This is a genomic window from Mycobacterium sp. NGS35, from assembly GCF_059812855.1.
In genome coordinates this window covers 36,855-61,891 of sequence record NZ_JCALDL010000013.1, presented here as the reverse complement: position 1 = coordinate 61,891, position 25,037 = coordinate 36,855, and the positions used below count along the sequence as shown (strand labels likewise).

At 65.6% G+C, this 25,037-nt stretch carries 24 protein-coding genes; 10 read left to right on the top strand and 14 right to left on the bottom strand.

Annotated features, from left to right (window positions below; genetic code table 11):
* Window positions 1-15: 15 nt before the first annotated feature.
* Window positions 16-1,107, top strand: coding sequence for a GGDEF domain-containing protein (locus AC5Y4C_RS18665; RefSeq protein ID WP_499964473.1), 1,092 nt, complete (start codon window positions 16-18; stop codon window positions 1,105-1,107).
* Between the two features lie 344 nt (window positions 1,108-1,451).
* Here AC5Y4C_RS18665 and AC5Y4C_RS18660 read toward each other — a convergent pair whose 3' ends face one another.
* From AC5Y4C_RS18660 to dprE2, 4 genes are read right to left on the bottom strand one after another with little or no spacing between them, the layout of a single operon-like run.
* Window positions 1,452-2,189, bottom strand: a complete 738-nt coding sequence (locus tag AC5Y4C_RS18660) for a cobalt-precorrin-6A reductase (RefSeq protein WP_499964475.1) — start codon at window positions 2,187-2,189, stop codon at window positions 1,452-1,454.
* Window positions 2,189-2,941, bottom strand: coding sequence for a precorrin-4 C(11)-methyltransferase (gene cobM / locus AC5Y4C_RS18655; protein WP_499964545.1), 753 nt, complete (start codon window positions 2,939-2,941; stop codon window positions 2,189-2,191). Before cobM ends, AC5Y4C_RS18660 begins: the two co-directional genes overlap by 1 nt.
* A complete protein-coding gene (gene cbiE / locus AC5Y4C_RS18650) occupies window positions 2,938-4,101 on the bottom strand; it encodes a precorrin-6y C5,15-methyltransferase (decarboxylating) subunit CbiE (RefSeq protein ID WP_499964547.1) in 1,164 nt (387 codons plus the stop codon). Before cbiE ends, cobM begins: the two co-directional genes overlap by 4 nt.
* Window positions 4,098-4,841 (bottom strand): decaprenylphospho-beta-D-erythro-pentofuranosid-2-ulose 2-reductase, encoded by a 744-nt coding sequence (dprE2, locus tag AC5Y4C_RS18645; RefSeq protein ID WP_499964477.1) that lies wholly within the window; start codon window positions 4,839-4,841, stop codon window positions 4,098-4,100. Before dprE2 ends, cbiE begins: the two co-directional genes overlap by 4 nt.
* A gap of 36 nt (window positions 4,842-4,877) precedes the next feature.
* On the opposite strand from dprE2, the gene AC5Y4C_RS18640 reads away from it, so the two are divergent.
* Window positions 4,878-5,294: a F420-dependent biliverdin reductase gene (locus tag AC5Y4C_RS18640; RefSeq protein WP_499964479.1), complete on the top strand. Its 417-nt coding sequence runs from the start codon at window positions 4,878-4,880 to the stop codon at window positions 5,292-5,294.
* A 2-nt stretch (window positions 5,295-5,296) separates the two neighbouring features.
* On the opposite strand, the gene AC5Y4C_RS18635 is transcribed toward AC5Y4C_RS18640, so the two are convergent.
* Window positions 5,297-6,415, bottom strand: coding sequence for a M24 family metallopeptidase (locus AC5Y4C_RS18635; protein WP_499908137.1), 1,119 nt, complete (start codon window positions 6,413-6,415; stop codon window positions 5,297-5,299).
* A gap of 71 nt (window positions 6,416-6,486) precedes the next feature.
* The gene (locus AC5Y4C_RS18630) at window positions 6,487-7,395 is read right to left on the bottom strand and encodes an SDR family oxidoreductase (RefSeq protein WP_499964481.1); all 909 of its coding nucleotides are present in this window, start codon (window positions 7,393-7,395) and stop codon (window positions 6,487-6,489) included.
* 53 nt (window positions 7,396-7,448) lie between these two features.
* On the opposite strand from AC5Y4C_RS18630, the gene AC5Y4C_RS18625 reads away from it, so the two are divergent.
* Complete coding sequence (locus AC5Y4C_RS18625; RefSeq protein WP_499964483.1) at window positions 7,449-8,408, top strand: 5'-3' exonuclease; 960 nt, start codon at window positions 7,449-7,451, stop codon at window positions 8,406-8,408.
* On the opposite strand, the gene AC5Y4C_RS18620 is transcribed toward AC5Y4C_RS18625, so the two are convergent.
* Genes AC5Y4C_RS18620 through pafA form a run of 7 tightly spaced genes read right to left on the bottom strand, consistent with a single transcriptional unit; the run spans window position 8,409 to window position 16,465 of the window.
* Complete coding sequence (locus tag AC5Y4C_RS18620) at window positions 8,409-9,125, bottom strand: DUF4333 domain-containing protein (protein WP_499908134.1); 717 nt, start codon at window positions 9,123-9,125, stop codon at window positions 8,409-8,411.
* A 55-nt stretch (window positions 9,126-9,180) separates the two neighbouring features.
* Window positions 9,181-11,916: a DEAD/DEAH box helicase gene (locus AC5Y4C_RS18615; protein WP_499964485.1), complete on the bottom strand. Its 2,736-nt coding sequence runs from the start codon at window positions 11,914-11,916 to the stop codon at window positions 9,181-9,183.
* Window positions 11,906-12,820, bottom strand: coding sequence for a twin-arginine translocase subunit TatC (tatC, locus tag AC5Y4C_RS18610; protein WP_499908132.1), 915 nt, complete (start codon window positions 12,818-12,820; stop codon window positions 11,906-11,908). Before tatC ends, AC5Y4C_RS18615 begins: the two co-directional genes overlap by 11 nt.
* A gap of 34 nt (window positions 12,821-12,854) precedes the next feature.
* Window positions 12,855-13,100, bottom strand: coding sequence for a Sec-independent protein translocase subunit TatA (gene tatA / locus AC5Y4C_RS18605; RefSeq protein ID WP_499964487.1), 246 nt, complete (start codon window positions 13,098-13,100; stop codon window positions 12,855-12,857).
* Between the two features lie 27 nt (window positions 13,101-13,127).
* Window positions 13,128-14,081: a helix-turn-helix transcriptional regulator gene (locus AC5Y4C_RS18600; protein WP_499964489.1), complete on the bottom strand. Its 954-nt coding sequence runs from the start codon at window positions 14,079-14,081 to the stop codon at window positions 13,128-13,130.
* Window positions 14,078-15,067, bottom strand: a complete 990-nt coding sequence (locus AC5Y4C_RS18595) for a helix-turn-helix transcriptional regulator (protein WP_499908129.1) — start codon at window positions 15,065-15,067, stop codon at window positions 14,078-14,080. Before AC5Y4C_RS18595 ends, AC5Y4C_RS18600 begins: the two co-directional genes overlap by 4 nt.
* A gap of 39 nt (window positions 15,068-15,106) precedes the next feature.
* The gene (gene pafA, locus AC5Y4C_RS18590; protein WP_499908128.1) at window positions 15,107-16,465 is read right to left on the bottom strand and encodes a Pup--protein ligase; all 1,359 of its coding nucleotides are present in this window, start codon (window positions 16,463-16,465) and stop codon (window positions 15,107-15,109) included.
* Between the two features lie 237 nt (window positions 16,466-16,702).
* On the opposite strand from pafA, the gene AC5Y4C_RS18585 reads away from it, so the two are divergent.
* The 7 genes from AC5Y4C_RS18585 (at window position 16,703) to AC5Y4C_RS18555 (ending at window position 24,219) form a co-directional block, all read left to right on the top strand.
* Window positions 16,703-18,220 carry a type I restriction-modification system subunit M gene (locus AC5Y4C_RS18585; RefSeq protein ID WP_499964490.1) on the top strand — a complete coding sequence of 506 codons (1,518 nt, stop codon included), beginning with the start codon at window positions 16,703-16,705 and terminating at the stop codon, window positions 18,218-18,220.
* A complete protein-coding gene (locus AC5Y4C_RS18580; RefSeq protein ID WP_499964492.1) occupies window positions 18,217-19,380 on the top strand; it encodes a restriction endonuclease subunit S in 1,164 nt (387 codons plus the stop codon). The genes AC5Y4C_RS18585 and AC5Y4C_RS18580 overlap by 4 nt, the downstream gene beginning before the upstream one ends.
* 147 nt (window positions 19,381-19,527) lie before the next feature.
* Window positions 19,528-19,776 carry a type II toxin-antitoxin system Phd/YefM family antitoxin gene (locus AC5Y4C_RS18575; protein WP_499908125.1) on the top strand — a complete coding sequence of 83 codons (249 nt, stop codon included), beginning with the start codon at window positions 19,528-19,530 and terminating at the stop codon, window positions 19,774-19,776.
* A complete protein-coding gene (locus tag AC5Y4C_RS18570; protein WP_500008509.1) occupies window positions 19,773-20,171 on the top strand; it encodes a type II toxin-antitoxin system VapC family toxin in 399 nt (132 codons plus the stop codon). Before AC5Y4C_RS18575 ends, AC5Y4C_RS18570 begins: the two co-directional genes overlap by 4 nt.
* A gap of 83 nt (window positions 20,172-20,254) precedes the next feature.
* Window positions 20,255-20,509: a type II toxin-antitoxin system Phd/YefM family antitoxin gene (locus tag AC5Y4C_RS18565; protein ID WP_499908681.1), complete on the top strand. Its 255-nt coding sequence runs from the start codon at window positions 20,255-20,257 to the stop codon at window positions 20,507-20,509.
* Window positions 20,506-20,763, top strand: coding sequence for a Txe/YoeB family addiction module toxin (locus AC5Y4C_RS18560; RefSeq protein WP_499964496.1), 258 nt, complete (start codon window positions 20,506-20,508; stop codon window positions 20,761-20,763). The genes AC5Y4C_RS18565 and AC5Y4C_RS18560 overlap by 4 nt, the downstream gene beginning before the upstream one ends.
* A gap of 99 nt (window positions 20,764-20,862) precedes the next feature.
* The gene (locus tag AC5Y4C_RS18555; protein WP_499964498.1) at window positions 20,863-24,219 is read left to right on the top strand and encodes a DEAD/DEAH box helicase family protein; all 3,357 of its coding nucleotides are present in this window, start codon (window positions 20,863-20,865) and stop codon (window positions 24,217-24,219) included.
* Here the strand turns inward: AC5Y4C_RS18555 and AC5Y4C_RS18550 are convergent.
* The gene (locus AC5Y4C_RS18550) at window positions 24,216-24,989 is read right to left on the bottom strand and encodes an endonuclease/exonuclease/phosphatase family protein (protein ID WP_499964499.1); all 774 of its coding nucleotides are present in this window, start codon (window positions 24,987-24,989) and stop codon (window positions 24,216-24,218) included. The genes AC5Y4C_RS18555 and AC5Y4C_RS18550 overlap by 4 nt on opposite strands.
* Between the last annotated feature and the right edge of the window lie 48 nt (window positions 24,990-25,037).

Sequence of the window (25,037 nt, the reverse complement as noted above, 5' to 3'; positions counted from 1 at the left end):
GAGAGCGGGCCATCGATGATTCGTCGGTGGGCGAGCGCACCGGCGACAGTGGCCTCGGGTCAGGCCACTCAATTCGACTGGGTCACGCAGTTCCTTCGAGAGCGGGGATTGCTGCGGGCCGCGCAGAAAGTCATGGCCGTCGTGAACTCGTCGGCGGCGTTGGTGGCGCTCAGCCTCATGGTCGGCTGGGCGCGCAAGAATCCGACCTTGCTCATCTTCGGGGGTTTGGCGCTCGCGTACATCGCGGTCCGGACGGCGTTTTGGCTGACCCGGTGGCCGACGCGCCGACAGTCGGCGACCTTCGTCATCCTCAGCATATTCTGGGTCGCCCTGCTGAGCCTGCTGCAGTGCAAACCCGCTATGGGGGCGTTGGCCTGTACGGCCCTGGCGGTCACTGGCAGCTACATCGCGTTCTTCCACGGCACGAAGGTGTTGACGCTCAACTTCGCGGTGGCCGTCTGCGTCGGCCTGGTCGCCGCGTGGCGGCTGTCCCGTGACTCCGGCTTCGCGACAGCGGCGTGCGCGCTGTGGGTGATTTGGTTCCTGAACTTTTCGGTGCCTCTGGCCATCCGGGGTGCGATCAATGCGATGGGCCGGTTCGCCACGCGCTGCGAACAAGACCCCCTCACCGGCCTGCTGAACCGCCGTGGATTCATCGGCACGCTCACTCGCGAGTCGGCTCGCCGCACGATGTCGGACGGTTACCTGACCATGCTGATGGTCGACATCGACAACTTCAAGCGCATCAACGACAGCCATGGCCACGTTGCGGGCGACCGCACTCTGGTGTGCGTCGCCGATACGCTTCGCCGCCACAGTCCATCCGACGCCACGGTCTGCCGGGCCGGCGGCGAAGAATTCCTGATCGCGATCAGAAGCTCCACCCCGGCGGCGACCGAGGTTGCCGCCGACCTCTGCGCCGCCATTGCAGCGCTTCCGCACCGGATCACCGCAAGCATCGGTGCCGCCTGCGTCGATCTGCGCACCTTGCGATACCCAATCACCGGTGCATGCGTCGATCAGCTGATCGCGACAGCGGACTCGGCGATGTACGCCGCCAAACGCAGCGGCGGCAATCGTGCGATGCACACGTCACGCCGTGCCTGAGCCGGTGATGTGAGTGCCCGAAATCGGGTACTCGCATCTGCTGGGCTTTTCACCAGCAGGACCCACCGGGGGTGTGACATGTCATCCAGTCGTCTCACAGCACGCCGAGTTGCTGCAGCCCTTGCGATCGCGGGCGCTGCGGTCGCGGCGCCGGGCGTCGTTACGGGTACCGGCGGCATCGGGGTCGGCCAAGCAGCTCCGGGGTCCGATTGCACCACCGACACGACCCTGGGCGACAACTCGGTGTCATGCGCACCGGAGGCTCCGGCCCCCTCCGGTGCACCGAGCGAACAGGACCTGACCGATTCCTCCGACAACGGCGCCGGGCAAGGGGCGGGCCCGCGCTAGCAGCGTGCCGGTCTGATGTTGCGCAGCCAGGTGAGCGCCTCGTCGACGGTGCCGACGGCAGGCACTCCCGCAGGAAGCGCTGGCCGGTCGATCATCAGAACAGGAATGTAGAGAGCGGCCGCGGCATCTAGTTTGGCGCGCGTGTGGTCACCGCCGCTGTTCTTGGTGACGAGGGCGTGGATGCGGTGCTCGCGCATCAGTGCGAGTTCGTCGTCGCAGTGGTACGGCCCGCGAGACAACAACAGGTGGTGGCGCATGGGCAGCGCATCCGGACGCGGTGCAACGACGACGCGGATCAAAAACCACGCAGTCGAATCCGCGAACGCCGCAATGGTGGAGCGGCCACTGGTGAGGAACACACGTGAATACCGTTCGCGCTCAATAACTCCAGCCGCTTCGGCCGCCGACGCCACCGATATCGCACCGCTGCAATCCCACGGCGGCCGGGACAGAATCAGATGCGGCAGGCCCAGACCGGCACACACGTCGGCAGTCCGCGCGGTCATCGTGGCGGCGAACGGGTGAGTGGCGTCGACGACCGCGTCGATCCGGTTCTCCAGCAGCCACTGCCGCATCGCCTCGGCCCCACCGAACCCGCCGATGCGCACTTCGCCGGCAGGCAGCGCCGGGTCGGGCACCCGCCCAGCCAGCGAGCTGATCACATCGACGTCGGGATGCAGCCGCTGGGCAAGCGCCCGCGCCTCCGCCGTGCCGCCGAGCAACAGCACCCGCATCAGTGCCTCCCGGTGCGCCGCCGCGCCGGCGAGTAGAGATAGCTGTCGGTGAAACCTTCGGCGGCGAGCACGTCCCCGACGACGATCACCGCCGTGCGGGTGACGCCCGCGGCGTGCATCATCTCGCTGATCCCGCCGAGTGTGCCGTGCAGCGTCTGCTGTTGCGGCCAGCTCGCGAAAGCTACTACGGCACAAGGTGTTTCGCGTCGGTAGCCACCGGCTATCAGCTGCTGCACCACGGTGTCTATCTGCGCGGCGGCCAGATGCAGCACGAGCGTCCCCCGGCCCGACAGACTTGCCAGGTCCTCCCCGGGCGGCATCGCCGTCGACAGCGTGGCCACCCGGGTCAGCGTGACAGTCTGCGCGACGCCGGGGACCGTCAGCTCCCGGCGCAGGGCGGCCGCGGCGGCCGCGAACGCCGGTACCCCGGGCACGATCTCGTAGTCGATGGCGAGCGCATCGAGCCGGCGACACTGTTCGGCCACCGCGCTGTAGAGAGAGGGGTCGCCGGAGTGCAGGCGGGCGACGTCGTGGCCCGCGGCGTCGGCCGCCGCGAGTTCGTCGACGATCTGGTCGAGGTTCAGCGGACCGGTGTCCACCACGCGGGCGCCCGGTGGGCACTGCGCCAGCAGGTCGTCGGGCATGATCGACCCGGCGTACAGGCACACCGAGCAGCGCTGGAGCAGCCGCAGGCCCCGCACGGTGATCAGATCCGCCGCGCCCGGACCTGCGCCGATGAAATAGACGGTCACCTCTTCGTCACCACCCATTGCGTGATCGGCATCGCCGGTCGCCACCCGGTGAATCTTCCCAGCGGCTCGCCAGCGTAGTGCTGAAACCGCCGCAGCTCGCCGCCAAACTTCGAATACCAGTGCAGCACAACAGCTTCGGACTCGACAGTGACTGCGTTGGTAACCAGCCGGCCGCCGCTGAGGAGTCGCTCGAAGCAGGCCTCCACCATTCCCGAGCGGGTCAGCCCGCCGCCGATGAAGATCGCTGACGGGTCGGCGGCACCGTCGAACGCGTCCGGCGCAGCGCCGCGGACCTGGACGTCGACGCCACTGCCGATCGCGTTGAGCTCGACGAACCTGCGGCGCCGCTCGTCGCGCTCGAAAGCGACCGCGGTGCAGTCGGGCCAGCGCAGCGACCACTCGACCGCGATGCTTCCCGAACCGGCGCCGACGTCCCACAACCGCTCCCCCGGCCGCGCCGCCAGCGCCGCCAGCGTGAGCGCCCGGATCGTCTGTTTAGTGATCTGGCCGTCGTGAGCGAAGACGTCGTCGGACAAGGGCGAAATTCGCTCGTCCGGAAGATATTGAATGGCAACGACATTGAGGTCGTCCACGTCTTGGGGGTGGTCGGCCGCCCAGTCCCGGGCGGTGCTGTCGCGGCGGCGTTCCGCGGGACCGCCCAGCTGCTCGAGCACCGTGAACACCGAGTCCCCGCGGCCGCAGGCGTCGAGCCGCGCCGCCAGCTCGAACGGTGTGGTCCTGTCGCGCGACAGCACGACCGCGCGACCACCGCGGCGTACCGCGGTGTGCGGCTCGGCGGTCACAAGGCTGATCACCTCCGTGTCGTGCGCGGTCCAACCCATTCGGGAACAGGCGAGCGCTGCGCTGGACACGTGCGGCAGCACCTTCACCCGCTCAGGACCGAAGAGCCGCATCAGTGTGCCGCCGACGCCGTGCAACATCGGGTCGCCGCTGGCCAGCACATGCACGTCGGCGGGCAATGCCCGCAGCGCCGGCAGCATCGGGGACGGCCAGTGCCGCAGCTGCGCCGTGACGGACGTGTCGAGCAGGTCGAGTTGACGCCGCGACCCGTAGATCGTGTGGGCACGGCGAAGCTCGCCCCGGGCGGCCTCTGACAGGCCGGCCATGCCGTCCGCGCCGATGCCGACGACGACGATCACCTCGGCATTCTCCGCCACACCCACCGCGGCAGCAGCCGCATCCCGAAGAACACCGGCCGTAGCACCCACGGCACCCAGACCTCGCCGCGGCCCTTCGCCAGCGCCCGCACCGTCGCGGCGGCCACCTGCTGCGGTGTACTGGAGAACGGCGCCGGCGTCATGCCCTGCGTCATCCGGCCGATCACGAAGCCGGGCCGCACCACCAGCACGTGCACCCCTGAACCGAACAGCGCGTCGGCCAGCCCTGAGGTGAACCCGTCGAGTCCCGCCTTGGCCGACCCGTAGACGTAGTTGGCTCGACGCACCCGCACGCCCGCCACCGAGGAGAACACCACCAGCCGACCTCGACCGGCCGCACGCATCGCGTTGGCCAGATGCGTCAGCAGGCTGACCTGCGCGACGTAATCGGTGTGCACGATCGCCACCGCATGCGAGGCGTCGCGTTCCGCACGCTGCTGGTCGCCGAGAATGCCGAACGCCAGCACCGCGGTGCCGATCGTACCGTGCTCGGCGACAAGGGATTCCACCACCCGACCGTGGCTGTCGAGGTCGTCGGCGTCGAACTCGACAGTATGCACCGCTTCGGCGCCGGCGGCGGTCAGTGCGTCGCACTGCTCGCGCAGGCGCTGCGGGCCGCGGGCGGCCAGCACCACGGTTGCGCCGGGCGCGAGCCGCACGGCGAGCTCGGTGCCGATCTCGCTGCGGCCGCCGAAGATCACCACCAGGTCCGTGTCGCCCACGCGTGGAGACTATCGCCTGCGCTAGCGTGGTCTGCGATGGCAAACTCGTCGACCACGCGATTGAACGCCGACGCGCTGGCCTTTCTCAGCGAGCGCCATCTGGCCATGCTGACCACACTGCGCGCCGACAATTCGCCGCATGTCGTTGCCGTCGGTTTCACATTCGATCCCAAGACGCACATCGCCCGGGTCATCACGTCAGGTGGATCCCAGAAAGCGGTCAACGCCGAGCGTGGCGGCATCGCGGTGCTGAGTCAGGTCGACGGCGCACGGTGGTTGTCGTTGGAGGGCCGGGCCAAGGTCAATACCGACGCCGACGCGGTCCGCGACGCCGAGCTGCGGTACGCGCAGCGCTACCGCACCCCGCGCGAGAACCCCAAGCGGGTGGTCATCGAAGTACAGGTGGAGCGGGTGCTGGGCTCGTCGAACCTGCTGGACCGCTCCAGCGGGTAGTGCTATACGGGCACGACAGCGAGCTCGTGCGGTCGGTGGTTCACCGGCTCTGCGCCGTAGGACGTCACGATCACGATGTCCTCGATGCGCGCGCCCCACCGCCCCGGGAAGTAGATACCGGGCTCGACCGAAAACGCCATCCCCGCCCGTAGCGGTAAGCGGTTGCCGGCCACGATGTAGGGCTCCTCGTGTACCGACAGCCCGATGCCGTGTCCGGTGCGGTGCACGAACGCCTCCCCCAGCCCGGCCTGCGCCAGCACCCCGCGAGCGACGGCGTCCACTTGTTCGGCGGTGACGCCCGGGCGCACCGCGGCGACAGCCGCCTGCTGCGCGCGTTGCAGTACCGAATAACGTTGCGCCACTTCCGGGTCGGGCTCACCGAGGCTGTAGGTGCGGGTGGAGTCGGAGTGGTAGCCCGGTTCGTAGGCGCCGCCGATGTCGACGACCACGATGTCGCCGGCCTGCAACACCCGGTCCGAGCATTCGTGGTGAGGATCAGCACCGTGCGGGCCGGAGCCGACGATGACGAACGCTACCTCCGAATGTCCTTCGGCCACAATCGCTTTCGAAATATCGGCGGCAACGTCGGCCTCGGTGCGCCCCGGCGCCAGGAACTCCGGTACCCGCGCGTGCACGCGGTCGATCGCCGCACCGGCCTGCCGCAGAGCGTCGATCTCACTGTGGTCCTTGATCATCCGCAGCTGGCGTAGCACGTCGGTGGCCAGCACCGGTGTGACCCCGAGCAATCTGGCCAGGGGCAGCAAGTGCAAGGCAGGCATGGATTCAGTGACCGCGGTCGCTGTCTTCGCAGCGCCGAGTGCATCGACCACCAGCGAGTACGGATCCTCGCCGTCGACCCAATCCCGGACCGGCAGGCCGAGTTCGGCGATCGCGGACTCTCTCAGCGACGCCAGCTCGAGCCGCGGCACCACCACGGTCGGCGCGCCGGTGGCGGGCAGCACCAGCGCGGTGAGCCGCTCGAAGGTCTGCGCCCGCGACCCGACGAGATAGCGCAGGTCATAACCCGGGGTGACGATCAGCCCCGCCAATCCGGCCGCCGCGGCGGCGTTGGCGGCGCCGTGCAGGCGGCGGGCGTAGACCTCGGAGCTGAATCGGCTCATGGCGAAAGGCTAGCGCCGCGCGTCCCCCAACTCGGTCAACGACAGCTCGAGTCCGCTCGCCAGCAGATTCGTCATCGTCCGTCGACAGCAGCCGCGACGTCGCGATTGTGCAACAGCACATCGTCCATCACCGCGGTCGTCACCGGGCGCATCGCCAGCAGCGGCGCGACCCAGGACGGCGCGGCGACCGAGGCCGCGCGCCGTTCGATTCCGTCGAGCACCACAGCGGCGGCGTCGCTGACCGGGATCGGGCGCGACAGGAAGCCGGGAAACGCCTGCCGCACCCTTGCTGCCTTGTCGTGGGAGAACACGTCGGCCGCCAGATCGGTGTCGATGAACCCGAGGTAGGCGATCCCCGATGTCACCCCGTATGGCGCGAGTTCGACGCGCAACGCCCTGCTGAGCTGCTCGACGCCGGCCTTGCTCATCGCGTACGGCGCTGCCAGCACGCCGTTGAAGAACGCATAGATAGAGCCGACGAACATGATGTGCCCGCGCCGCTGCATCAGCGCGTCGACGGTGGCCCGCGCGGTTCGCCACTGGCCCAGCAGGTCGACCTCGACCGTGCGCTCGAATGCCGACGGGTCGATGGTCGCCACCGGCTCTGAGGGCGGCGCGATGCCGGCGTTGGCCACCACCACGTCGATGCCGCCGAACTCTGCGACCGCGCCGTCGGCCGCCGCGCGCAACGCCTCCACGTCGGTCACGTCGGCCTCGAACGCAGCGGCACGCGAGCCGAGTTCGTCAGCCAGCTCCTGCAGCGGCGACAGCCGACGGCCCACCAGCGCCACATGCGTACCGCGGGCATGGGCCTGGCGCGAAATCTCGGCGCCCAACCCGCGAGCGGCACCGGTGATGAACACCACCCGCCCGTCGAGGCTGAATTCCGTTGAGTCACCGAATAATTCGCCAACCAAGGGCAGTGATCGCCACAGCCTCGTCACGGTACGTGCCAACAGCCGGGCGGCGTCGTCGATCATGCCCACCTGAGTTGCCGCCTGATGCCATTTCTAACCGCTGGCATGATGACCGCATGCCAGCTCCCCTGCTTCTGCTCGACGGTGCGAGCATGTGGTTCCGCTCGTACTACGGGGTGCCGTCGTCGATCACCTCACCCGACGGCAAACCCGTCAACGCGGTGCGCGGCTTCCTCGACGCGGTGGCGGCGGTGATCACCCGCGAACGCCCGAGCCGGCTGGTGGTGTGCGACGACTGGGACTGGCGCCCGCAGTGGCGCGTCGACCGCATTCCGTCCTACAAGGCACATCGCGTCGCCGAGCCACTGCCGGACGGCGAACCGGACATCGAGGAAGTGCCCGACGACCTGACGCCCCAAGTCGAGTGGATCCTCGAGGTTCTCGACGCGTTCGGCATTCCCACCGCCGGCGCGCCCGGCTACGAGGCCGATGACGTGCTCGGCACGCTGGCGGCCCGCGAGCGCCGCGACCCGGTGATCGTGGTGAGCGGTGATCGCGACCTGCTGCAGGTGGTCACCGACGAGCCGGTACCCGTGAAGGTGCTGTACCTGGGCCGCGGACTGGCCAACGCGACGATGTTCGGGCCGGCCGAGGTCGCCGAACGCTATGGTGTGCCTGCCCATCGCGCCGGGCCTGCGTACGCGGAGCTGGCGCTGCTGCGCGGCGACCCGTCCGACGGCCTACCCGGTGTGGCCGGCATCGGCGAGAAGAGCGCGGCGACGCTGCTGTCGCAGTACGGTTCACTGGAGGCGATTCTGGAAGCAGCGGAGGACCCGAAGTCCAAGCTGTCCAAGGCTTTTCGCAAGAAGATCCTGGCGGCCCGCGACTACTTGGAAGCGGCGGGGCCGGTGGTCAGGGTGGCCACGGACGCGCCTGTGCAGTTGTCGACGGACACCGACGAGCTTCCGCTCGCCGCCGTCCACCCGCGAAAGGTGGCGAAGCTGGCCGAGAAGTATGGCATCGGCTCGCCGGTGGGCCGTTTGCAGAACGCGCTCGACGCGCTGCCGGCCAGGTAGCTATTTCGGTCGGCCGACCTCGTACGTGCCGCTGTCGTCCTGGAACGTCACGGTCACCTGCTTGTGCTGACCGTCGACGCTCGCGTCGCAGGTGAAGGTGTCGCCCTTCTTCACGGTGGGGTTCTGGCCGTTGTTGCACTTGACGTCGGTGACGTTCTTGACGCCGTAGCCGTTGGTCTGGTCGGTCAGCACCGACTTCACGCCATCCTGGGCCTTGTTCACGTCGAGTTTGGTGGTGACGAAAAATCCCGGCTTCCAGAAACCCAGGACCAGCACGATGGCCACGACGATCACGGCAAGTACACCGACGACGGTGCCGAGGATGGCCAGCGAACGCTTGGAACCCTTCTGCCCCGGGCCCTCGCCGAAGGTCGCCGGGGCTTCGCCGTACTGCGGTGCACCCGGCGGCGGCGCGTACTGCGGCGGCTGGCCGTAGCCCTGGCCGTACGGCGGGTATTGGCCCGGCTGCGCGTATTGCGTCGGCTGCTGTGCCGCTTGCTCGGTGGGTGAGTACGGCTGCTGGCCATATTCCTGCCCCGGCTGCGAATACTGTTGAGGCGCACCGGGATACGGCTGGGCTTGGGGGTACTGCTGCGGCGAGTACGCGGGCTGCTGCCAGCCCTGTTGAGCGGTCGGCTCCTCAGCGCCCGACGGCTGCTGCTGCTCCGGCCGGCCCGACCATTGCTGATTGGGATCGTATCCCTGGGGTCCGCTCATCGCGCTTCCGTTCTCCTACCTCTCGCAGTAGTTGCCACCGTAGCGGTCACCCACCCTACCCGCCATCAACTGCGACGACGCCGCGCCGGATGTCGTCGATCGCGCGTTTCGCCGAGGTCTGCAAGCCCTTGTCGGGGGCGGCGATCCGGATCTGGTCGAGCAGGTCGAGCACCTGGCGGCACCACCGCACGAAGTCGCCGGCGGGCAGCGGCGTTCCGGCGCCGGCCGCGTCAGAGGCCTCGAGCGCCGCTGTCAGATCGCCGGTGGTGGCCCAGCGGTACACCGCGGTGACGAACCCTTCGTCGGGTTCACGGCTCAGCTCGAGTCGGTGCCGCTGCTCGTCGGCGCGCAGCGCCCCGGCCAGTCGCCGTGTCTCGGCCAGCGCTCGCCGCAGCGGGGCGGTGGGTATCTCGGCGGCCCGCGGCGACGGTCCGTCGGCACCGCGGGTTTCGTACACCACGGCCGACACCACACCCGCGAGTTCGGCGGCATTCAGTCCGTGCCATGCGCCGCTGCGCAGGCACTCCGCGACAAGGAGATCGCTTTCCGAATAGATCCGGGCAAGCAGCCGCCCGTCGTCGGTGACGCGCAGCTTGTCCTGTGTGCCGTTCTCGATGAACCGCCGCTCGGTGAGCAATCCGACGATTCGGTCGAAGGTGCGTGCCAGCGAATGCGTCGCCGTCGCGACCTTGCGGCGCAGCTGCTCGTTGTCCCGCTCGATCCGCAGATACCGTTCGGCAATGCGCATTTTGGCTTCGCGCTCGGGGATCCGATGCGCCGGGTGGTGACGGATTTCGTCGCGAAGCGCGCGCACTGCCGGATCGTCGCGGGGTTCGGTCCGGCGGCGGGCGTTGGCACCGGGCATCTTGAGGCCCGCGGCCGCCGAGCGCAACGCCGACGCCACGTCGCGACGGACCCGCGGCTGACGGTGCTCGACGCGCTTGGGCAGCGTCATCGAACCCAGCGGCGCCGCGGCATCACCGTAGTCCGCCGCGGATATTCTTCCCGCCCAACGGTTTTCGGTGAGAACGAGCGGCCGCGGATCCGTCGCGTCGCGGTCGGCCTCCAGCACCACCGCCAATCCGCCGCGACGGCCCCGGCTGATCGAGATGATGTCTCCGCGGCGCAACGACGACAGCGCATCGCTGGCCGCCTGCCGGCGCTGCAGCCGAGACGACCGCGCCTGGGCGCGTTCGCGTTCACCCAGCTTGGCCCTCAGCCGCGCATACTCGAGCACCGCCGCGCTGTCTTCGCCGAGTTCCTTCGAAAGCTGTTGCATGGTCTTGGTGTTGCGGTTGATCGCATTGACCAGTCCCACCACCGAGCGGTCGGCTTGGTATTGCGCGAACGACCGCTCGAGCAGCGCGTGCGCCTGCTCGGGTCCCATTTGGTGCACCAGGTTGATGGTCATGTTGTAGGACGGCGCGAACGAACTGCGCAGCGGGAAGGTTCGGGTGCTCGCCAGCCCGGCCACCTCGGCGGGGTCGACGTCGGGTTGCCAGAGCACCACCGCGTGGCCCTCGATGTCGATGCCGCGACGGCCGGCCCGTCCCGTCAGCTGCGTGTACTCGCCCGGGGTCAGCGGAAGGTGCTGTTCGCCGTTGAACTTCACCAGCCTCTCCAGCAGCACCGTGCGCGCGGGCATGTTGATGCCCAGCGCCAGCGTCTCGGTGGCGAACACCACCTTGACCAGCCCGGCGGTGAACAGCTCTTCGACGGTGTGCCGGAAGATCGGCAGCATGCCGGCGTGGTGGGCGGCGATGCCGCGCATCAGCGCGTCGCGCCACTCGTGGAAACCCAGTACCAGCAGGTCCGCGTCGGACAGCTCGGCGGTGCGCCGGTCGATCACCTCGGCGATGCGGGGTCGCTCGTCGTCATCGGTCAGCCGAAGCGACGACCGCAGGCATTGACCCACCGCCGCGTCGCACCCGGCGCGGGAGAACACGAACACGATCGCCGGCAGCAGCGCGTCGTGGTCGAGCACCGAGATCACGTCGGGCCGCGACGGCGTCCGGTACAGCCGCGGCCGCGGATTGCGCCCGCGCCCACGCGGCTGGAACTCGAGCAGCCGGTCGGCCTCGCGACGATTCGCGATGTGCTGCAACAACTCCCGGTTCACCAAGGGCGCGCGGCCCGCGTCGTCGGGGCCGCCGCCGCTGGAGTAGTTGAATAGGTCGAACAATCGTCTGCCCACCATCATGTGCTGCCACAGCGGCACCGGGCGGTGTTCGTCGACGACCACCGTGGTGTCACCGCGCACCGTCTTGATCCAGCCGCCGAACTCCTCGGCGTTGGAGACGGTGGCCGACAGGCTCACCACCCGGACCTCCTCGGGCAGGTGCAAGATGACTTCTTCCCAGACCGCGCCGCGCATCCGGTCGGCAAGGAAGTGCACTTCGTCCATGACGACATACGAAAGACCATGCAGCGCAGACGAATCCGCGTACAGCATGTTGCGCAGCACCTCAGTGGTCATCACCACCACCGGCGCGGTGGCGTTTATCGACTGGTCGCCGGTGAGCAACCCGATCTTCTCGGGACCGTAGCGGGATACCAGATCGGTGTGCTTCTGATTGGACAACGCCTTGATCGGGGTGGTGTAGAAGCATTTTCGTCCGGCCTGCAAAGCCAGGTGCACCGCGAACTCCCCCACCACGGTCTTGCCCGCGCCGGTGGGTGCGCACACCAGCACACCGTGGCCTGCTTCCAGCGCCGAGCACGCCTTCAGCTGGAACGGGTCCAGCGTGAACGGCAACAGCGCGGAGAACTTCGCCAGCTCACTAACGGTCATGCGACGGCAGCGCCTCCGGCGCCTCGATCGGCGCGGCTTCGTCGTCGGCGACCGCCCAGCCCTCAGCCGCCTCACGCTTGGCCTTGCGTTTGTCGTGCACGCGGGCGATCTGGATCGCCACCTCGAGCAGCACGGTCAGCGCCAGGCCGAGCGCGAGCATGGAGAACGGGTCGGACCCGGGCGTCGCGAATGCCGCGAACACGAAGACGCCGAAGATCAGGCCCCGCCGCCACGACTTCAGCCGGGCGTAGGTGAGCACGCCGATCAAGTTGAGCATGATGATCAGCAGCGGAAACTCGAACCCGACCCCGAACACGAGCAGCAGGTTGATCAGGAAGCCGAAGTAGCGGTCACCCGACAGTGCGGTCACCTGCACGTCGCCGCCGACGGTGAGCAGAAAGTGCAGCGCTTTGGACAGCACGACGTAGGCGAGCACCGCGCCGCTGACGAAGAGCAGCGCCGCGAAGGACACAAACACGACCGCGAACCGGCGCTCGTTGCGGTACAGCCCCGGGGTGATGAACGCCCACAGCTCGTACAGCCACACGGGACAGGCCAGCACGATCCCCGCGGTCAGCCCGACCTTCAGCCGGAGCATGAACTGGTCGAACGGGGCGGTCGCGAGCAGCCGGCAACCCCCGTCGGCGCTGATATCGGCACGCGCGGACGGTGGCAGCGAACAGTAGGGCTGGCGCAGGAATTCGCCGAGGCTCTCCAGGCCGAAGACTCCGTGGCCGTACCAGACGAACCCGAAGATCGTGGTGAGCGCGACCGCCGCCACGGAGATCAACAGGCGGGTGCGCAGTTCGCGGATGTGGTCGACCAACGACATCGTGCCGTCGGGATTGACCCGACTACGGCGACGGCGGGGGTCCAGCCGCTTAAGAACGCCGGGAATCTTCACAAGCGGTGATCATGTGCGCCAGACGGCGCGTCGCTCAAGCTGGTCGGCTGTGGTTCTGTTCCGGCGCCGGCGCGTCGACCCGCTCGGACTGCACAGCATTGGGCTGTGACGGGCTCTCCGACTTTCCCTCGTGCTGCAACTCGCGGATCTCCGACTTGAAGATCCGCATCGATTTGCCGAGCGAGCGGGCGGCGTCGGGCAGCTTCTTGGCACCGAACAGCAGGACGATCACCGCGACGAGAATGATCAGGTGCCAACCTGTTATGCCGTTTGTCCACATGGGTTGCCTCCAGACGTTGCTTCGATGCTACCGCAGCGACTCGGCCTCATATGCCTGCAGCGCCGCAGCCGCCGCGCTGCGGACCCGCTCGGCCAGAGACGACGGGGCCAGCACTTTCACGGCCGACCCGAAGCCGAGTACCAGCCGGGCCATCCATTCCTCTGACGCGTAAGTCATCTCCGCCTCACACGAGCCGTCCGGCATTTCGCGCACCATCCGCATCGGGAAGTAGTCGAACATCCAGGTGGCCGTCGGCGCGACGTGCAGGGTGGCCGACGGCAGGGACGGGTCGGCGTCGAACAACGACGTGTCCGGGCCGGCCTGCACGGCGGGCGGCGGTGGCGCCGACGGTTCGTCGAGCACCTGGGCGGAGTCGATGCGGTCGAACCGGAACAGCCGCACGCCTTCGGCGCTGCGGCACCACGCCTCCAGGTAGCTCTGATCGCCGACGAACACGATGCGGATCGGGTCGACGACGCGATGCGACGACGTGTCGTGCGAGGCCGAGTAGTAGTCGAGGGCCACGGCGCGGCGCTTGCGCACGGCGTCGCGAACTGCCGCCACGGCCGGGGTGTCGGGGGTCGCCGTCGCGGTCGGCATCGCCCGGTGGCCGCCGGCCGCCGATTCGATCTTTGCGATCGCACTGCGCGCAGCTTCCGGGTCGACCATGCCGGGGATGTCGAGGAGTGCCCGCAACGCGACCAGCACTGCCGTCGCCTCGGAGGACGTCAGGCGCAGCGGCCGGTCCATGCCGGCCGAGAACGTCACCTCGATGCTCTCTTCGGAGAACGACAGGTCGATCAGGTCGCCGGGGCCGTACCCGGGCAGCCCACACATCCACAGCTGATTGAGGTCGGCCATCAGCTGCTTGGTGCTCACGCCGAGGTCGGCGGCCGCCTCTTCGGCGCTGATTCCGGGGTTGGCCTGGAAGTACGGGACCATGTTCAGCAGCCGAACCAGCCGCGTGGAGAGCTGGCTCATGCGCTGACCTGCGCTTGCGCTCGCAGTCGCGCGAGTACCTCGTCGCGCAGCGATTCGGGCTCCAGCACCACCGCGTCGGCGCCGTAGCCGGCGACCTCGCGAGCCAGCCGATCCATCGAGCCGATGTCGATGGCCAGCACGTCGCCCGGGCGGCCGTGCAGTGTCACCGACTCGACCACGGTGCCTGCCCGGCGCAGCGCGGTGGCGCGCTCGGCGGCCACCCACACCCGCGCCGCCACGCCGGTGGGCGCCTCGCCGACTGCTTTGGCGACGATCTCGCGCAGGTCGACGTCGTCGGGTTTGCGCACCGCGCCGACGGGCCCGATCGGGGTCACTTCCGCGCCGATGCGCGACAACCTGAACGTGCGCACCGCATCGCGGTCGCGGTCTTTGCCGACCAGATACCAGCGCCCGCGGTCGGTGACCACCCCCCACGGCTCGACCGTGCGGGTGGTGTACGGCTCGACGCGTGACGACCGGTGCTGGAACTGCACCGCCTGTCCGGAGTCGATGGCGCTCAACAGTATTGGCAATACCGACTCGGAGCCGCGGATGCCGGGCAGTGCGGCCGCCGAGGTGATCGAAACGGCGTCGCCGGCGTCGATATCGACGCCCGCGGCGCGCAATTTGAGCAGCGCACCCTGGGTCGCGGTGATGAGCTCCGGCGATTGCCACAGCTGGACCGCGACGGCGACGGCCGCGGCTTCGTCGGCGGTCAGTTCGATGTCGGGCAGCGCGTAGTCGTCGCGTCTGATGCGGTAGCCCTCAGTGGAGTCGAGATTGGACACGCGGCCGGTTTCCAGCGGGATGCCGAGGTCGCGCAGCTCGTTCTTGTCGCGCTCGAACATCCGCGAGAACGCCTCGTCCGTCGGGCAGTCGGCATAACCCAGCACGGTGGCGCGGATCCGCTCGGCGGTCAGGTAGTTGCGGGTGGATAGCAGCGCGATGACGAGGTTCATCAACCGCTCGACTTTGGAGATCCCCACCGTGTCAGCCTAATTGCGCGCGCCGCAATCGCGGCGCAGCTACATGCTGGCGATCAGCCGCTTGACCCGCTCGTCGACCGACCGGAACGGATCCTTGCAGAGGACGGTGCGCTGCGCTTGGTCGTTGAGTTTGAGATGAACCCAGTCGACGGTGAAGTCGCGGCCGGCTTCCTGGGCGGCGCTGATGAACTCGCCGCGCAACTTCGCGCGGGTGGTCTGCGGCGGGGTGTCGACCGCCTCGTCGATCTCCTCGTCGGTGGTGACCCGGGCGGCGAGGCCCTTGCGCTGCAGAAGGTCGAAGACGCCGCGGCCGCGCTTGATGTCGTGGTAGGCGAGGTCCAGCTGGGCGATCTTGGGATCGGACAGCTCGAGGTTGTAGCGGTCCTGGTAGCGCTGGAACAGCTTGCGCTTGATCACCCAGTCGATTTCGGTGTCGACCTTGGCGAAGTCCTGGCTTTCCACCGCGTCGAGCTGGCGGCCCCACAGGTCGACCACCTGCTCGATCTGCGCGTTGGGCTCGCGGGTCTGCAAGTGTTCGACCGCGCGGGCGTGGTACTCGCGCTGGATGTCCAGCGCGCTGGCCTGCCTGCCGCCGGCCAGCCGGACCGGCCGCCGCCCGGTGAGGTCGTGGCTGACCTCGCGGATCGCGCGGATGGGGTTGTCCAGGGAGAAGTCGCGGAAGGCCACGCCGGATTCGATCATCTCCAGCACGAGCGCGGCCGTGCCGACCTTGAGCATCGTGGTGGTCTCGCACATGTTGGAGTCGCCGACGATCACGTGCAGGCGGCGATATTTCTCGGCGTCGGCGTGCGGCTCGTCGCGGGTATTGATGATCGGTCGGCTGCGGGTGGTGGCGCTGGAGACGCCTTCCCAGATGTGCTCGGCGCGCTGGGACAGGCAGAACGTCGCCGCCTTGGGTGTCTGTAGCACCTTGCCGGCGCCGCAGATCAGCTGCCGGGTGACCAGGAACGGCAGCAAGACGTCGGAGATGCGGGAGAACTCGCCGGCGCGCACGATCAGATAGTTCTCGTGACAGCCATAGGAGTTGCCGGCCGAGTCGGTGTTGTTCTTGAACAGATAGATGTCACCGCCGATGCCCTCGTCGGCGAGCCGCTGCTCGGCGTCGATCAGCAGATCCTCGAGCACCCGCTCCCCGGCACGGTCGTGGGTGACCAGCTGCACCAGGTTGTCGCATTCGGCGGTCGCATATTCCGGGTGGCTGCCGACGTCGAGGTACAACCGAGCGCCGTTGCGCAGGAAGACGTTGCTGCTGCGACCCCACGAGACCACGCGGCGGAACAGGTAGCGGGCCACTTCGTCAGGGCTGAGCCGGCGGTGCCCGTGAAACGTGCAGGTGACACCGAATTCGGTCTCGATACCCATGATTCGACGCTGCACGTAATCGAGCGTACTTGTTACAGCGACAAGCTGACGTGTAACCCGCCGCCGGTTCGAGTAGACCTCTGCAGAACGTCACTCTCGAGGACGGACCGCTGACTGTCGTACATCCGGCTGATCGCTTCCCGCCTTCTTCGAGATCGCCGCGCAGCACCTGGCGGGTGGCACATTTGTCGGACCTGTCGCTTATACAGTCCTGTTGGACTCGACGACGGCTGACGGGGCAGGTAAACGGCGATGCTCACAGGGGAAGTTCGTAACCAGATCGACCGCATCTGGGATGCGGTGTGGTCCGGCGGGATGTCCAATCCGCTGGAGGTGGTCGAGCAGATCACCTATCTGCTGTTCATCAAGCGGCTCGACGACCAGCAGTCGAGGGCGCTGGAACGTGCTCAACTGCTGGGCAAGCCGGTCGAGGGCAATCCGTTTCCGGTCGGCCGAGACGAGCTTCGGTGGTCGTTTATCAAGAACATGCATCCCGACGACGCCTACGAGGCCGTCGCCAACCAGGTGTTCCCGTACATCCGGGAGATGGGCGGCGACGATTCGACGTTCGCCGAGCACATGAAAGATGCCCGGCTGACGATCCCGAGCCCAGGGCTACTGGCCAAGGTGATCGACATGCTCGACGAGGTCCCGATGGAGGACCTCGACACCAAGGGTGATGTCTATGAATACCTACTGTCGGAGATCTCCACCTCGGGCAAGAACGGGCAGTTCCGTACGCCACGGCACATCATCAAGCTGATCGTGGAGATGATGGCGCCCAAGCCCGGCGACACCATCGTTGACCCGGCGGCGGGAACCTGCGGCTTCTTGGTGGCGGCGATCGAGTACATGAGGGCCCATTACGCCGACGAGATAGCCGGTAAGTGGCGCAAGCACTTTCACAACGAGATGTTCACCGGTTTCGACTTCGACCGGACGATGCTGCGCATCGGGTCGATGAACATGATGCTGCACGGGGTCGAACATCCCGACGTGCGTTATCGCGACTCGCTTGCCGAGGCGAACACTCACGATGCCGAGAATTACTCGGTGGTGCTGGCCAATCCACCGTTCGCCGGCTCGCTGGATTACGAGAATGTGGCAATGGACTTGCAGCGAATCGTCAAGACCAAAAAGACGGAGCTTCTGTTCGTCGCGTTGTTCCTGCGGCTGCTGAAGATGGGCGGTCGCGCCGCGGTGATCGTCCCGGACGGCGTGTTGTTTGGTTCGACGAAGGCGCACAAGGAGCTTCGCCGCATGCTAATCGAGGACCACAAGCTGGACGCGGTGGTCAAGCTACCGTCGGGTGTGTTCAAGCCGTATGCAGGTGTTTCCACCGCAGTGCTGTTCTTCACTAAGACCGGTTCTGGCGGAACGGATTTCGTGTGGTTCTACGACGTCCGCGCCGACGGGTATTCACTGGACGACAAGCGCACGCCACTGCTGGACGTGTCGAAGCTCGGTCCACTAGCCGAGTTATCGGACGAGGAACATGAGAAGAACAACTTGCCGGATGTGCTGAAGCGATGGGCACTTCGCGAGACAGCGGAGCGGGACCGAGCGCCAACCGAGCAGTCGTTTTGCGTGCCGAAGGACCAAATCGCTGCCCAGGGCTACGACCTGTCGATCAACAGGTATAAGGAGATCGTCCACGAACAGGTCGAGTACCGCTCACCCATCGAGATTCTCGACGAACTCGACAAGATTGAGGATGACATTCGTGCTGGAATGGCGGAGTTGCGCCGGATGCTCGCGGAGTCGGAATGAGCAAGTGGCCGATGGTGCCGCTTGGCGAGGTAGCCCAGTTCGCGCGAACAACGATGGACGCGAATCAGGTGGCTCCGGACACGATGTACGTAGGACTGGAACACATTGCATCCGGCGGAAGGCATGTTCGGCCTATCCATACCTCAGAGGCTGGTATCGCGAGCACCAAGTTCACGTTTGAGCCAGGCGATGTACTGTTCGGGAAATTGCGGCCATACCTCCAGAAAGTTGCGATTCCCGACTTCTCCGGTATATGCAGTACAGACATTATTCCGATTCGTCCATGTGATGCCCTTGATAGACGGTTCTTAATGCGGCATCTGCTACGGCCAGAGACCACTGCTCGGGCCGTCAATCGCAGCTCAGGGGCCAACCTGCCGCGACTAGCTCCAGCTGAACTCGCCAAATTCCCAATACCACTGCCGCCTATTTCAGAACAACGGCGCATCGCGGCTATCCTCGACTACGCTGACGGTCTGCGCCTCAAGCGGGGGGACGCAATCCGCACTGGAAACCAATTCCGGGATGCTGTTTTTGAAAATATGTTCAAACAGCACCACGGCGCAGGCGTGGTTCCCCTATCAGAAGTGTCTGAGATCGCTTCCGGGATTACGAAGGGTAGACGTCTGTCAGCCGATGCTAGGACGCGGCCCGTACCATACCTTTCGGTGGCGAACGTGCAGGACCGGGCGCTAGACCTGAAAAGTGTCAAGACTATTGATGCTACGGAGGCGGAGATTAATAGATACCGTCTGCAAGCCCGAGATATTGTGCTCACAGAGGGTGGGGATGCCGACAAACTGGGACGCGGCACTATCTGGAAGGACGAGCTGCCGGAGTGCATACATCAAAATCATATATTCCGCGTGCGGGTGACGTCTGACCGAATGAACGCTGTTTACCTGGCCTGGCTCATAGGCAGTCGCTACGGAAAACGATACTTCCTGCGGTCAGCCAAGCAAACGACTGGCATTGCAACAATAAATTCCAGGCAGCTCCGTAATTTTCCCGTGGTCGTGCCGCCTATTCGCGAACAGCTTGCCTTCGAGCAGATACTCACTGCCACGGAGTTTCTGCATACCCGGCAGGCCGAATCCCTAACAAAACTCGATACGCTTTTCGCCTCGCTCCAAGCCAGAGCCTTCGCCGGCGAGTTATAGCGAGGCTATTCACGCGGGGCTACTCGATTACCGACGCCACGTCGATTGATAACCACGAACATGCGGCGCACGTGACCCACGCCCACGCAAAGCACGCGACTGCTATTTGGTGTAGCAGGTTGTAGCACAAGATGCTACGATTCGGCAATGGCGAGGACAATCGCGCAGCGCGATCTCCGAAACGACAACGCCAAGGTGATGGACGCGGTAGCCGCTGGCGAGACCTTCGTCGTGACGCGCAATGGCGAACCGGTGGCCGAACTTCGGCCGATACGGGTTGTTCGCCGCACATTCATCACTCGTGACGAGGTCGCCGCACTGGCCAGCGCAGCGGTGCGCATTGATCATCGTCAGTTCCGCGCCGACCTCGACCGATCGATCGACCAAAGTCTGTGAGCTCGTCCGGACTCTTGGACACATCGGTCGTCATCGACTGGCACGACCCGGCGGTCATCGCAGCAATGCCAGACCAGGTGGCGATCTCTGCGATTACATCTGCCGAATTAGCCGCCGGTCCGCTGTTGGCCGCGACGCCCATCGAGGCGGCCAAGCGCCAAGCCCGGCTCCAAGAGGTGGAGTCGAGACTAGAGCCAATCCCATTCGACGGGGCGGCCGTGCGAAGTTACGGACTCATCGTCGCCGCCGTCGTACGCGAAGGGCGAAAGCCGAGAAGCAGATTCGCCGATCTGCTGATCGCCGCGACCGCGCACGCCAATCATTTGGATCTCTACAGCCGAAATCCGGAGGACTTCTCAGGCCTAGAAGGGCTCATCCGCGTCATCGCGATCTGACAATCCCAAGTCGCTCAACATGGGCCACATGTCGCGCACGTACAATATCCTGTACGTTCAGCGACAACATCTGGAGCCGGATCATGAAAACGATGAGCTACTCCTCTACCCGAGCGAACTTCGCCGCCGCCCTCGATTCTGTGGTGAACGACCGGGAGGAAATCGTCATCACCCGCTCCGGGAAGGAACCGGTCGTCCTCGTCGCACTCGATGACTACGAATCACTGAAAGAGACAGCCCACCTCCTGCAGAATCCGGCCAACGCCCGCCGGCTGCTGGCGTCAATCGAACGATTGGAGGCCGGCGAAGGCACGCAGCATGACCTCGTCGATCCGTGAGGTTCGTGTGGGACGAGTCCGCCTGGGACGATTACGTGTATTGGCAGCGGCAGGATCGCAAGCTCGTACGCAGAATCAATCAACTCATCGCTGATATACGACGCAACGGGAACGAGGGCATCGGAAAGCCCGAACCGCTCAAGCACGGGTTGCACGGCTACTGGTCGCGACGTATCACCGCCGAACACCGTCTCGTGTACAAGATCGTCGGCGACGAGATACGCATTGCACAATGCCGACTTCACTACACCTGAGATCGACGCCTTCCTGTCGGCCGCCATCTGTAATGTGCTGCGGCTGCGCGTTTGACGACGGCAAATGTGTCAAGATCGCCCTCGGGAGGAGGACAGGCGGTGAGCGGTAACTTCGGGTTCCTGCAGAGGCAGTGGCCGCAGCTCTACGCCGAGGCGCGCAACGCCGAACGTGACGCGCTTTTCGACCCCCGCACCACCTGCTTCTACGCGCGGCGCGCCGTCGAGCACACCGTCGCATGGATCTACCGCGTCGAAGGCTTCCAGGAGCCCTACAAGAGCGACCTCGCCGCCCGGATCCATCAACCCGAATTCGTCAACCTCGTCGGACCGGCGCTGCGCCAGAAGTTCGACCTCATCCGCAAACTGGGCAACATCGCCGTCCACGAGCACAAGCCTCTCCCTAAGGACAAGAGCCAAGTCGTCCTCCGCGAGCTCTTCCACGTCATGTCCTGGCTGGCCCGCACCTACGGCAAGGACGCGGCCAGCAAGCCCGATCCCGCCGCCCAGTTCAACCCGGCGTTGCTGCCTAAGCCCGCCGGGCAGGCCGTCGCCAAGTCGATCCCGCAGATCACGAAGCTCAACGACGAACTGAAGACAAAGGACGCTGCGCTGACCGCCGCGCAGGCCGCCCAGACCACACTCGAAGCAGAACTCGCCGCTGCACGCGCTGAACTGGCCGCCATCAAGGCGGCTAATCAGGTTAAGCCCGATACCCACGACTACGACGAGGCCGCTACCCGCACCGAGTTCATCGACGCCGATCTTCTCGAGTCCGGCTGGACGCTTGCCGACCAACGGGACCGCGAGTTCCCGGTGCACGGCATGCCCGACGGCAAGACTGGCTACGTCGACTACGTCCTGTGGGGTTCCGACGGTAAGCCACTCGGCCTCGTCGAGGCCAAGCGGACATCCAAAGACGCGCACGCTGGCCAGCATCAAGCCAAGCTCTACGCCGACTGCCTAGAACATATGTACGCCCAGCGTCCGATCATCTACTACAGCAACGGTTTCCAGCATTTCATCTGGGACGACACGCAATACCCGCCGCGGCCGATCAACGGCTTTCACACTCGTGACCAACTCGAACTGCTGATCCAACGTCGCTTCACCCGTAAGCCATTGGCGGGCACTGACATTCCGCGCCACATCGTCGACCGCCCTTACCAGGAGCGTGCGATTCGTCGAGTTCTCGACCGATTCGAAACCGAGAACCAGCGCGAAGCCCTGTTGGTCATGGCGACCGGGGCCGGTAAGACGCGCACCGTCATCGCGCTTGTGGACATTCTCGCGAGGGCCAACTGGGTCAAGCGCGTACTCTTTCTTGCTGACCGGGTCGCTTTAGTCAAACAGGCCGTCAACGCATTCAAGGCCATGCTTCCCGAATCGAAGCCGGTGAACCTGCTCACCGACAAGCACACCGATAGCCGGGTGTACGTCGCGACCTATCCGACAATGATGGGGCTGATCAACCAAACCGAGGGCGGCGCAAGACGATTCGGCCCTGGCTACTTCGACCTGGTCGTCATCGACGAAGCCCACCGCTCGGTCTACCAAAAATACCGGCACATCTTCGAACACTTCGATTCGCTGTTGCTCGGACTGACGGCCACGCCCAAAGAGGAAGTCGACCGCAATACGTACCAGCTCTTCAACCTCGAAGATGGCGTTCCCACCGACAACTACAGCCTCGACGAAGCCATTCAAGACGGCTACCTTGTGCCACCGCGCGCCGTCACCGTCCCCCTCCAGTTCCCACTGCGCGGGCTTCGCTACGACGATCTCTCCGAAGAAGAGAAGGACGAGTGGGACGCCACCGAATGGGGCGAAGACGACGCTCCTGATGCGGTTGACGCCGACGTCGTCAACAAGTGGCTCTTCAACGCCGACACCGTCGACAAGGCACTGGAAGTTCTTATGCGCCATGGTCACCGTGTCGCCGGCGGAGATCGACTGGCCAAGACAATCATTTTTGCGCGCAACAACGCGCATGCTCTCTTCATCGCCGAGCGCTTCAACGTCCACTACCCCGAATACAAAGGAACATTCGCGCGGGTCATCACCCACGCTGTCGAATTCGCCGACTCATTGATCGACGACTTCTCACAGCCTGACAAGTCACCGCACATCGCGATTTCGGTCGACATGCTCGACACCGGCATCGACGTCCCGGAGGTCGCCAATCTCGTCTTCTTCAAACCGGTCCGGTCCAAGTCCAAGTTCTGGCAGATGGTCGGCCGCGGCACGCGGTTGCGCCCTGACCTTTACGGCCCTGGCTTGGACAAGAAGGACTTTCTGATCTTCGACATTTGCGCCAACTTCGAATACTTCGGCCAAGAACTCCCGACGTCGCAAGGCATCGTGCCAAAGCCGTTGTCCGAGCGGCTCTTTGCCGCCCGCGCGGAGCTGGTGGGGTCGTTGGACAAGCAGAAGGCCTATCCGCAGCTGCGAGCCGACATCGCACATGTGCTGCAGAACCATGTGCAAGGGATGCGCCTGGACAACTTCATCGTCAAACCTAAGCGCGCTGTCGTCGAGAAGTACTCCGATCCAAAGAATTGGGAGTCCCTTGCCGAGGCGCAGCTGGCCGAAATCATCGCCGATCTCGCGCCGCTGCCCACCACCGTGCAGGACTCCGACGAAGCGGCTAAGCGATTCGACCTGATGGTGGTTCGGAGCCAGATCGCCGTGCTTTACGGCCACGGACAAGAGCCACACGAAGCAAGCATCCGCGCCATTGCCGATGGGCTATTGGAGCAACTCAGCATCCCGGAAATCAAGAAGCGTGAGGAGCTGCTGCGCGAGGTGGCCAGCGACGAATGGTGGCAAGACGTCACTCCCCCGATGCTGGAACAGGCCCGTCGACAGTTGCGGTCGATCGTCGGCTTGCTCGACAAGAAAACCCGGCCGCTGATCTACACGGACTACGAAGACACACTTGGAGAAGTCACCGAAGTGGCCATGCCGGCGGTCGCCACCTTCACTGACGTCGACCGCTTCAACGCGAAGATCTACGATTTCCTGGTCCGCCAACCGGACAACCTCGCGCTGCAGAAGTTGAAGAAGGCGCAACCGCTCACTGAAGCGGACCTGGAATCGCTCCAAGAGCTGCTGATCTCCAGCGGAGTCGCTGATTCTGCCGATCTCCATCGAGCGGTGCACGCGGCCAACGGCTTTGGCCGGTTCATCCGGTCATTGATCGGACTGGACCGTGCAGCCGCGACCGCCGCTTTCGCGGAATTTCTCGACGGCAAAAATGCGACGGCCGACCAGATCCAGTTCATCCAGCTTGTCATCAACTACCTCACCCGGCACGGCAGCATGTCACCAGATCTGCTGTTCGAGCCGCCCTTCACCGACAACGCCCCCAAAGGAATCGGCTCGGTCTTCGACCCCGACCGGGCACGCGCGGTCATCGAGGTGATCCAGCAACTCAACGCCTCTGCCGACGCCGGTTAGGCCAACTCCAAGTTCGCGACGACACTCGCATGATCGGAGGCGCCGACCTTCCGGGGTTCATGGAGTATCGCGGCATCGACGATCGCGTCCTGCAGCGCAGGCGATACGAAGATGTAGTCCAATCGAAAGCCGTTCAGATCTAGGGTTTCACCCGTCGTCTTGTCTTTACGCTTCGAGTACCACGTGTAGTCGCGTTGGTCGGGATGCAGATGCCGCCATGTGTCGACGAAACCTAACTCGATCAGATCCTTCATATATTGCGAGTTCTTGAACATCGCGCCCTCGGCATCGATCCGTAACCCGGTGTTGAAGTCGCCCATGATGATCGCTCGGCGGTCGCGATGGGCGCGGGCATAGGTGAGAGTCCGCTGCCAGAACAGTTCTTTGCGCCGGGCCCCGGAGATGCCGTAACCATCCTCGAACTTGTTGTCGGGAGCGCCGGGGATGTGCAGAGCGAGTATGTCGGCGTCGAGCTCATCAAGGCGTATCGCAAGCCACCTCTCTCGGTCAAGGTCGAACGTGTCTTGCGCTGCGGCGCTATCGATCTGCCACTTCGCCGCCACGAGCAGACCGTTCTGCTTCCCTACCGGGTTCGATGTCGCGATGAACGGATAGCCGAGCCGATTGAGCTGCCTGCGCAGGGACGGTTCGTTGCCCGCGCGGAATTCGGTGAGCGCCACGAGGTCGGCGTTGACGTCTTCGATGTGCTGTGCAATCTCCGAGATCCGGCTCCCGCCGCCGTGGCTGATGTTCCAGTTGAGAACGCGCACTTGTCAACTCCCGAAGGTGATTAGCCGATCGGACAGTGACTGTAGCGA

Excerpts from the sequence above, each read along its gene's own strand:
- AC5Y4C_RS18630 (WP_499964481.1), bottom strand. The coding sequence starts at position 7,395 with ATGATCGACGACGCCGCCCGGCTGTTGGCACGTACCGTGACGAGGCTG.
- AC5Y4C_RS18565 (WP_499908681.1), top strand. The coding sequence starts at position 20,255 with ATGAAAACGATGAGCTACTCCTCTACCCGAGCGAACTTCGCCGCCGCC.
- AC5Y4C_RS18625 (WP_499964483.1), top strand. The coding sequence starts at position 7,449 with ATGCCAGCTCCCCTGCTTCTGCTCGACGGTGCGAGCATGTGGTTCCGC.
- AC5Y4C_RS18585 (WP_499964490.1), top strand. The coding sequence starts at position 16,703 with ATGCTCACAGGGGAAGTTCGTAACCAGATCGACCGCATCTGGGATGCG.
- AC5Y4C_RS18640 (WP_499964479.1), top strand. The coding sequence starts at position 4,878 with ATGGCAAACTCGTCGACCACGCGATTGAACGCCGACGCGCTGGCCTTT.
- AC5Y4C_RS18620 (WP_499908134.1), bottom strand. The coding sequence starts at position 9,125 with ATGAGCGGACCCCAGGGATACGATCCCAATCAGCAATGGTCGGGCCGG.
- AC5Y4C_RS18665 (WP_499964473.1), top strand. The coding sequence starts at position 16 with ATGATTCGTCGGTGGGCGAGCGCACCGGCGACAGTGGCCTCGGGTCAG.
- AC5Y4C_RS18575 (WP_499908125.1), top strand. The coding sequence starts at position 19,528 with ATGGCGAGGACAATCGCGCAGCGCGATCTCCGAAACGACAACGCCAAG.
- AC5Y4C_RS18635 (WP_499908137.1), bottom strand. The coding sequence starts at position 6,415 with ATGAGCCGATTCAGCTCCGAGGTCTACGCCCGCCGCCTGCACGGCGCC.
- AC5Y4C_RS18615 (WP_499964485.1), bottom strand. The coding sequence starts at position 11,916 with ATGACCGTTAGTGAGCTGGCGAAGTTCTCCGCGCTGTTGCCGTTCACG.
- AC5Y4C_RS18600 (WP_499964489.1), bottom strand. The coding sequence starts at position 14,081 with ATGAGCCAGCTCTCCACGCGGCTGGTTCGGCTGCTGAACATGGTCCCG.
- tatA (WP_499964487.1), bottom strand. The coding sequence starts at position 13,100 with ATGTGGACAAACGGCATAACAGGTTGGCACCTGATCATTCTCGTCGCG.
- AC5Y4C_RS18580 (WP_499964492.1), top strand. The coding sequence starts at position 18,217 with ATGAGCAAGTGGCCGATGGTGCCGCTTGGCGAGGTAGCCCAGTTCGCG.
- AC5Y4C_RS18660 (WP_499964475.1), bottom strand. The coding sequence starts at position 2,189 with ATGCGGGTGCTGTTGCTCGGCGGCACGGCGGAGGCGCGGGCGCTTGCC.